Origin of the sequence: Nocardia thailandica NBRC 100428 (assembly GCF_000308795.1) — a bacterium.
GTDB classification, from domain to species: domain Bacteria; phylum Actinomycetota; class Actinomycetes; order Mycobacteriales; family Mycobacteriaceae; genus Nocardia; species Nocardia thailandica.
On sequence record NZ_BAGK01000073.1, the window covers coordinates 1 to 6,093 of the forward strand.

At 72.7% G+C, this 6,093-nt stretch carries 6 protein-coding genes; 1 reads left to right on the forward strand and 5 read right to left on the reverse strand.

Annotated features, from left to right (window positions below; genetic code table 11):
* Positions 1–121: aa3-type cytochrome oxidase subunit IV (gene ctaF, locus ON36_RS08130; RefSeq protein WP_043649821.1), on the forward strand; the 121-nt coding region annotated here is incomplete at its 5' end.
* A 284-nt stretch (positions 122–405) separates the two neighbouring features.
* Here ctaF and ON36_RS08135 read toward each other — a convergent pair.
* The 5 genes from ON36_RS08135 to ON36_RS08155 form a co-directional block, all read right to left on the reverse strand.
* Complete coding sequence (locus ON36_RS08135) at positions 406–1,704, reverse strand: FAD-binding oxidoreductase (protein WP_043649825.1); 1,299 nt, start codon at positions 1,702–1,704, stop codon at positions 406–408.
* Positions 1,705–1,761: 57 nt separating this feature from the next.
* Complete coding sequence (locus ON36_RS08140) at positions 1,762–3,150, reverse strand: ABC1 kinase family protein (protein ID WP_245557992.1); 1,389 nt, start codon at positions 3,148–3,150, stop codon at positions 1,762–1,764.
* A 120-nt stretch (positions 3,151–3,270) separates the two neighbouring features.
* Positions 3,271–4,044, reverse strand: a complete 774-nt coding sequence (locus tag ON36_RS08145) for a sporulation protein (protein WP_043649828.1) — start codon at positions 4,042–4,044, stop codon at positions 3,271–3,273.
* A gap of 74 nt (positions 4,045–4,118) precedes the next feature.
* A complete protein-coding gene (locus ON36_RS08150; RefSeq protein ID WP_043649831.1) occupies positions 4,119–4,850 on the reverse strand; it encodes a lysophospholipid acyltransferase family protein in 732 nt (243 codons plus the stop codon).
* 115 nt (positions 4,851–4,965) lie between these two features.
* A complete protein-coding gene (locus ON36_RS08155; protein WP_043649834.1) occupies positions 4,966–5,964 on the reverse strand; it encodes an ROK family protein in 999 nt (332 codons plus the stop codon).
* Between the last annotated feature and the right edge of the window lie 129 nt (positions 5,965–6,093).

The window sequence follows — 6,093 nt, forward strand, 5'->3', positions numbered from 1 at the left end:
GGTCACCGCCCTCGGCCTGGCCTTCTTCCAGTTCTGGCTGATCGGGCTCGGCGTGCTGCTCATACTGATCGCCGCGGGCGGCCTGGTGTTCGAGTACTACCTGGGTGCCGAGAAGCACTGAGACATGGAGCGCTGGCGCGCTCGAGTCGGGGCTCCTCGGGCCCCGACCGGGGCCTCCTCGGGGTCGGCCGGTGGGTGGTTGCGCCGGGTGGTGATCGCATCGCCGCTGGATTCTTCCGGGGTCGGCCCGTGGGTGGTTGCGTCGGGTGGTGATCGCATCGCCCGCTGGATCTTCCCGGGGTCGGCGCCGGGAGTGGTGGCGGTGGTGCGGGGCGGCAGCGGTGAAGACGTGAGGCCCGCACCGGGTTCGTGGTGCGGGCCTCACGGGGGAGTCGGGGTGGCGGGTCAGCCGTTGACGTTGCCCAGGGGGAGCTCGCCCGAATAACGCAGGGCGTGTTCGCCGCGGCACAGGTCGTCGATGGAGGACACGATGTCGCGCAGCTGCTCCGAGGGCAGGGCCGAGGGGCGGAGGCGGCAGGTGAAGCTGATGAGGCCGTAGTCGGCGGGGGCGAGGCCGCGGGCGGCGGCCTCGGCACGCAGGTAGGCCGAGCGGACGCCGTAGGTCATCGCCGAGATCACGGTGAAGCAGCCGGTGCGCTCGCGGTTACCGGCGAACAGGTCGTGGAGGCCGTAGAAAACGGCGCTGTAGTTCGACAGGGGCGCGAAAACGGCCACGCGGTAGGCGGGACCACGCTCGGAGGAACTGATGACCGTGTCGGCCAGATACTCGGCGTCGCGGATGGTAAGCACCTTGGGCGCGAACATGAGCGCGCCCGCGGCCGCGTTGCGCACCGGCATGCCGGCGCGGCCGCCCGCGGCCGAGGCGATCGCGCCCAGCGACTTGCGGGTGCGCGAACCGACCTCGCGGCGGGCCCGCAGGCCGCGGGTGGGGGCGGTGGGGTACAGGCTCGACCACTGACCGAACCGGACCGCGCCGAGGGTCACCTGACCGGTGCCGACGGGCCGCGCGACCTTCAGCGGCGCGGTGTCGACCCAGCGGCCCACCTGCAGGGCGGCGCTGCCGGGGTTGGCGATCTCGGTGGTCGCGTGCTCGACGAAGGAGTCGAAGTCGAGGAACCGGTCGGAGTCCGACGTCAGCCAGGTGTGGTCCTTGTCGACCTCGACCACGTCCAGGGTGATCGCGGTGATGATGCCCGCCCGGCCGCCGGCGCCGAGGATCCGGTGGAAGCGCTCGGTGTGGTGGGTGCGCCCGCAGGTGCCGAGGCGACCGTCGGTGTCGACGTACTCGAGATCGGAGATCTGATCGATGAACATGCCGTAGCGGTGCGAGGCGGTGCTGACCCCGCCCACCGACGCGAACCCGCCCGCGGTGATGTCGCGGTGGTCGCCGACCACGGGCAGGCCGAGGCCGTGCGCGCCGAGGCGGCGATCGATGTCGGACAGCTTGGCGCCCGCCTGGACACGCACGGTGCGCCTGCCCAGGTTGATGTCGAGCACCGCGTTCATCTTGCGCAGCGACAGGACGGCCTGCTGATCGGGCAGCCCGTAGGACTCTTCGGTCTGCTCGCCGCCACGGACGGTCAGACGCTCCGCGCGATCCCGTGAATCCCGTACAGTGCGAACGACATCCGCGGTGTCACGGGGGAGATATTCTTCGGCGAAGACAGAATGCGGCGTGCCCATGGCAGGATAGCTAACCACAGCCGGGCGCTTCGCGCGCTCGGTACGTCGCACCCGGTCTCACAAACCCGCGGCGGCCGCCGTCTCGGGGTACCAGCGGGTGCATTCCTCCCGCAGCGGCACCTCGGTGTGCAGCCGGCACAGCACGGCGATCCCGCCCAGGAACGAGCGCAGGATCGGGGTGTGCACGGCGGGCATGGTCAGCTGACGCAGCACGTTGGTCAGGCGCAGATCGACCACGAGGCGGACCTGTTCGCGCAGCCAGTCCGAGGTCAGCGGGTAGGTGGGTGCGAGCAGGGCGTCCCGGAAGGGCGCCAGCCGCGCGGCCACCGTGGCCACGTCGAGTTCTCTTCCCGGCGCGACGAATCCGTGCCTGCGCATCGCGTCCTCCAGCTCGGTGTGGGCGCCGGTGATGACCGCGGCGGCCACGTCACCGGCGGCGGCGAGGAAGGTGGCGGGCCACGGCGTGCAGGCGCCGAAGTCGACCACGCCGAGGGTGCCGTCGGGCATGAGCAGGAAGTTGCCGGGGTGCGGGTCGCCGTAGATCAGGGCGGCGCGGGCGGGCGCGGAGAACAGGAAGCGCATGATCCGCACGCCGATCCGGTCCAGTTCGGCCCGGTCGCCCGCCGCGATGACGCTGTCGAGGGGCCTTCCGTCCATCCACTCGGTGACGATGACGTCCCCGTGCTGGGCGATCACCCGCCGCACGGTGACGTCCGGGTCCCCGGCGAAGGCGGCGGCGAAGGCGCGCTGGTTGGCGGCCTCGCGCGCGTAGTCGAGCTCGTCGCGGATCTCCGCGCACAGCGCCTCCACGACCGCGCGGGTGTCCGCGCCGGGCAGCAGCGCCGCCAGCAGCGGCGCGGCCCGGCACAGCACCTGCAGGTCGTTGAGCACCGCGCGGCGCGCGCCCGGATACATCACCTTGACCGCGACCGGGGTGCCGTCGTGCCAGACCGCGCGATGCACCTGACCGACGGAGGCGGCGGCGTGGGCGCGGTCGTCGAACTCGCGGAACAGGGTGCGCCAGGTGGGCCCCAGATGGGTCGCCAGCTCGGCGTGCAGGGCACCGGGCAGCATGGCGGGCGCCGAATTGTGCAGGCGGGTCAGGGCTTCCCGGTACGGCACCGCCATCTCCCGGGACAGCCCGAACTCCAGCAGGCCGAGCAGCTGGCCCAGCTTCGCCACGCAGCCCTTGAGCTCGCCGAGGACGTCGAACAGGTGCTGGGCGGTGCGGGCCTGGATCTCGCGCGACACCTCGTCGCTCGGCCTGCCCGCGACGCGGCGGCCGAGCCCGGCGATCCGGCGGCCCGCGTGGGCCACCGGCACCGCCGCCAGTTTCGCGCCGCGGGCGAACTTCCCGGTCGGGGGGAGCCCGGTGCGCGGCGGGGGAGTCCGGTCGCCACGCCGGGCGAACGGCATGACCTTCGCACCGGTTTCCCGACCCATCATGTCCACCTCACTGACCCGCCGACGCTCGCCACCCCGCTTCACGGCCCGCCCTCCCACCGGCGAGTGCAGTGTAGCCGGGCGGCGGGGTCGGGCAGGGCGGAAGGGAGGACGGGGCCGGGATCAGTGCAGGGCGCCGAGAGTGCCCAGCCGGTGGTGGATCTCGGCGGACCAGTCGTGATGACCGAGCCGGTCGTAGTCCACCCAGAGGATGCCGATCCCGTCGCGGTCCTCGCGCAGCCAGCCGCCGTCGATGTCGGCCTCGAGCACCACGCTCATGCCGTGCGCGGCCGGGACGAAGGTGACCTCGAGCTGGTTGACCCTGGGGAAGTGCGGCGACCGGCCGAACTCGATCTCCTGATAGAACGGCAGCGTCTGCGGGGTGTCGCGGATGTGGCCCGCCTCCACGTCGGTGCGCACCAGCGGGAACCCCATGCGTTCCACGGCCTCCAGCAGCACGTGCTGGGCGGGCAGGGCGCCGATGCCGATCGGGTCGGTGTCGGCGGCGTCGACCGCGCCCCGGATCTCGACCACGGTGCGCACCGCGACGTAGGCGCCCGGCAGCACGCGGCCGTTGTAGAAGGTGATCGGCGTCTCCAGCGGAGCCGGTGCGCCGAACCGGAATTCGGCGAGCTGCCCCGGATGCAGGGTGAACGGCCCGGTCACCGCGCCACGGCCGAAACCGACGGTGGACACGGTCTCCTCGCCGTCGGAGTACTCCTGCTCCGCGCGGGTGACGAACTCGATCGCGACCTGCCCGACGTCCTGGGCGACCTTGCCGCCACGCAGACGGATGACCCCTTCGACCAGGCCGCCGGGTTGCACACCGGGCGTGAACAGTTCGGTCTCGACCTCGGCGCCACCGACACCCGCCGCGGCCAGCAATTGCTTGAACATGACGCAGAGTCTGGCCGGTGCCGCTTACCGGGTGCTTGTCGAAAGCTGAAGCTGTGAGCTGGATCTCGCCCGGGTCAGCCCGCGGCGGTGTCGGGGATGCGCGCGGCGTCGGCGGCCGGGGCCGAACCCGAGGGCACGCCCTTCTTCAGGCTGTGCGCGTACACGTCCACGTACTCCTGGCCGGTCAGGCGCATGAGCTCGTACATGACCTCGTCGGTCACCGCGCGCTCGACGAACCGGTTGCCCGCCATGCCCTCGTAGCGGGAGAAGTCGAGGGGCTTGCCGAACTTCAGGACGACCCGGTGCCGCCGCCAGCGGAACGGTCCGGGCGGGGAGACGACGTCGGTGCCGATGACGGCGACGGGGATGACCGGGACACCGGTCTCGAGCGCGAGGCGGGCCATGCCGGTCTTGCCCTTGTACAGGCGGCCGTCGGGGGAGCGGGTGCCCTCCGGGTACAGGCCGACGAGCATGCCCTTGTCCAGCAGGCGGCGGGCCGCGTTGAGCGCGTCCTCGGCGGCCGAGGCGCCGCTGCGGTCGATCGGGTACTGGCCGGTGCCGCTGAAGAAGAACTTCTGCAGACGCCCCTTGATCCCGGGGGTGGTGAAGTACTCGGCCTTGGCGAGGTAGCTGATCCGGCGGGGGCTCAGCAGCGGGGCGAACAGCCAGTCGGCGAAGGACAGGTGGTTACCGGCCATGATCGCCGGCCCGTCGGCGGGCACGTTCTCCACACCTTCGACGATCGGCCGGTTGTAGAGGTGCATGAACGGTCCCGGGAAGACGAATTTGAGCAACCAGTAGAACATGGTGTCCTTTCCTCGGAACCGGGATCATGATGTGCTGCCTCGTCGCAAACCCGACTTTACCGCTGGTCGCAGGTCACATCCAACCCGAGATGCCGCGCCGGTCACCCCGGTGTGATCATTGTCGCGCCGGGCCGCCGGCCACCGGGGCGCCGAGTTCGGCGCGGGCCAGCTCGGCCGCGCCGATCATCCCGGCGGCCTCGCCGAGCTGGGTGGTCCGCAACCGGGCCAGCGGCCGGTGCCCCGCGCCGGTGACCGAGCGGGCGTAGTGTTCGCGGGCGTCGTCGAGGAACAGCGGCGCCGAACTCGACACGCCGCCGGCGATCACGATCAGGTCCGGGTCGAACAGGTCGCTGACGAAGGCGAGCCCCAGCCCGAGCCAGCGGGCGAAGTCGGCCATCGCCGCCAGCGCGAGCGGGTCGCCGTCCTGGGCGGCGCCCGCCACCCGGCGCCCGGTCAGCGAGCCGGGGTCGCGGCGCACGTCGTGGGCCAGCACCGAGCGGAACGGCTCGGTGGCCAGCAGTTCGACCGCGGTGTCGGCCAGCGCGGTGCCGCTGCAGTAGCGCTCCCAGCACCCGCGTTTGCCGCACGGGCAGCCGCGCCCGCCCGGCACCACCTGCAGATGACCGAGTTCCGGGGCGACCCCGTGACTGCCGCGATAGAGCGTGCCGTCGATGAGCAGCGCCGCGCCGATGCCGGTGCCGATGGCGACCAGCACCACCGTGTGCCCGCCCGCGGCCGCGCCGAACCGGTACTCGGCCCAGCCTGCCGCGTTCGCGTCGTGCTCGAGGATGACCGGCAGGCCGAGCCGCCCGGTGAGCCGCGCCGCGACCGCGTCGTCCTGCCAGGGCAGATGCGGGGCGAACCGGACCGTCGAGCGGTCCGCCGAGAGGAAGCCGGCCACCGCGAGGCCGACCGCCGCGACGGGGTGCCGCGTGCGCAGCTCGTCGACCGAGCGGGCGATGGCGTCCTCGAGGGCACGCGCCGCGTGCGGGGTCGGGGACTGCACGGTGTCGAGCACCTCGCCCGCGCTGTCGACGACCGACGCGCGGATGTTCGTGCCGCCGACGTCGATCCCGACGGTGAGCAGATGCTGGGGGGCGATCGGCGCGGTCATCCCCGGATGGTGACCGGGATGTCGACGTAACGCGAGCGCGGCGCGCGGGCCGACCGCCGCGCGTCCTCGGCGGCCTGGCCGCCGGAGCGCGCCCGGGCCCGGCCCGCGTCCCGGCCGCCGGTCGCGTCG